The organism is Alicyclobacillus sp. SP_1, assembly GCF_024706985.1.
Classification (GTDB): Bacteria; Bacillota; Bacilli; order Alicyclobacillales; family Alicyclobacillaceae; genus Alicyclobacillus_I.
Genome location: NZ_JAMCCX010000088.1, coordinates 1 through 2,078 on the forward strand (window position 1 = coordinate 1; position 2,078 = coordinate 2,078).

3 protein-coding genes are annotated in these 2,078 nt (G+C 53.4%); 1 reads left to right on the plus strand and 2 read right to left on the minus strand.

Annotated features, from left to right (window positions below; translation table 11 throughout):
* The first annotated feature begins 89 nt into the window (after positions 1 to 89).
* A complete protein-coding gene (locus M4I36_RS15480) occupies positions 90 to 515 on the plus strand; it encodes a hypothetical protein (protein WP_258112663.1) in 426 nt (141 codons plus the stop codon).
* A 49-nt stretch (positions 516 to 564) separates the two neighbouring features.
* Here the strand turns inward: M4I36_RS15480 and M4I36_RS15485 are convergent, their stop codons facing one another.
* Both M4I36_RS15485 and M4I36_RS15490 read right to left on the minus strand, forming a co-directional pair.
* Complete coding sequence (locus M4I36_RS15485; protein WP_258112664.1) at positions 565 to 750, minus strand: hypothetical protein; 186 nt, start codon at positions 748 to 750, stop codon at positions 565 to 567.
* Positions 751 to 973: 223 nt separating this feature from the next.
* Entirely contained in the window at positions 974 to 1,852 is an 879-nt protein-coding gene (locus M4I36_RS15490) for an IS1634 family transposase (RefSeq protein WP_258112665.1), read from the minus strand.
* Positions 1,853 to 2,078 lie beyond the last annotated feature (226 nt).

A 2,078-nucleotide genomic window follows, 5' to 3' on the forward strand; every position in this document is an offset into this window, starting at 1 on the left:
GGACGCGAAATGGTCAAATGCGAAATGGTGCGATTGAATGAGGAAATGAGAGAAAAACGTACTTTTCCTGAGAGAGGGAGGATTTGAACGTGGGTGGCATCAGAAAAGACTTGGCTACACTGTTTCAGGCGATTGCACAAGTTTTGTCGGATATGACTGACGAAGACGTCGAAGAGCTTGTCAATGGAAGAGGCAAATTGACGTTTACGTCAACTAGGCGAAGGACAAAAACCGAGGAGTCCTCCACGACGGTTACTACCTCATCTGTAAGAGTTTCAGATGAAGTCGTTGATCACTTGTTGAACCTCGAAAATCGTGACGAAGCCCGGCAATACCTGAGTGACCTCGGTATTACCAAGATGGATCTGACAAGACTCGCGTCGAGCCTTGACATATATATCAGTAAAAATGACAAAAAGGAAGCAGTAGTCGAAAAAATCGTTGAGTCGACGGTCGGTTCGAGAATGCGGTCAAAAGCAATACGTGATACGAGACTGGGTGGTCATAAAGTGTAGCACATATTTTTCAAGGGGGGCTCTCTGGTGAGAACCCCCGATTCCAAGCTTATTTATCCCGCGCCACGAAATTTCCCGTCAACATCTTGCCGCCGTTTACCCCGCCCAGCGAGGAATCTCGCTTCACCGCGCCATGCCCCATCGTTCCAAGAAACTGGCTGATGTGCAGTTTAAAGTCAATCTCGATCCGGGCTCTATATACCCGGACGCCTCCGATGATTGTACCAAGCATCATCTTCTTTTTCTCATTGGACGCTTGTTCAAACACTTCGCGCCACACTGGAACAGCTTTCTGACACACTTTCCGCGCATGAAGCGGTACGGCACATTGGAAACAGCGCTCAGTGGCTGTGGGTGGTGGATTGCTGCCGATCAGAGAAGTGATCCGGAAGAATGTAAGCGCGATCTTTCCAAGATATGATCCCATATGGAAATTCATCTTGCGCTGACGCAGTGGTTTAGCACCCGCTGGACGCCACCTCCGAGGAGATGTTCAGGTCCAAGCCAAACCACCCGAGGATCCGTTCAACCTGCCCGTCGTGCGGCTTCGCTGTCCTTCGTTGCCGACTCTCGCCGCTTCCTAGCCAGATGGTCGTCATGTCATCAAACATTTCTAGTACCGAGGACCCCGTGGGTCGGAAACTCTTGCGCTTCCCGGGCAGTATCAGTGGCTCCGTCTCCTTGGACATTTGTTCTCTCAGCATGTACTCAAACGCGCTGTACATCCGAAGCGACAGTAACATCACATACCCGAATGCCTTCACTCGGCTGGGCTTCTGCAGAAATAGTGGCCCCACGTGGTAAGGGCTCTTCAGGTACCGGAATCGATTCTCCACGTCGATTGGGTCCTTGTACAGCCGCCGTACCTGCTCATCTGGAACCCGCTGGTCGCCCCGAATGTCCGTGATCAACACGAATGTGCCCTCGCGCTCCTGCCACAGCTCGATCGTCTCGGGAGATGGAGAAACGATCTCCGCGTTGAGACGATACACGGTGCGCATTTCGGGCGCCGGTTCATCCTTGCGCGGTCGGCCACGACGGGCGCGTTGCTCTTGCACCTGTTCTGTTTCCACGGTGGTTCGCAGCGAGTGCAACGCCTTGCGATGCTGATGAATCAACGCCTGCGTCGCAGTCTCTGCGTCCTCGGCACAGTTGTACGTCACCTTCCGAGCCTGCTCAACCGCCTTCTCCAAGCTGGCCTTCTCACGTGCAAGCACGTCCTCCAGTTTGCGCTCCTTCTGCTTGTCAAGGCCGCTTGAGCGCACGGCGATGAGACGGTATGTCCGCCCGTACAGTTGCCTGCGAAACGACGGCACCCTGTAGGTCGAGGCGTCCAATCTCCTGCCACGACGTCTCCTTCTCCCATGCACTGCGCTTGATCTCAGCACACAGCTTGAAGTTTGACGGTAGCCGAGAGACAAAATGGATCTCTTCATCTGTCAGCAGCTTCAGATTCTCTTCGGTGACGACTGCGGAGTCTGCTACGTAGGGGGTGCTGAATGAATCAGGCGACTTCCCCTGCAAAGCCTAAATCAGTCCCAATAAGCTCCATAAATATGAGCC

Excerpts from the sequence above, each read along its gene's own strand:
- M4I36_RS15485 (WP_258112664.1), bottom strand. The coding sequence starts at position 750 with ATGATGCTTGGTACAATCATCGGAGGCGTCCGGGTATATAGAGCCCGG.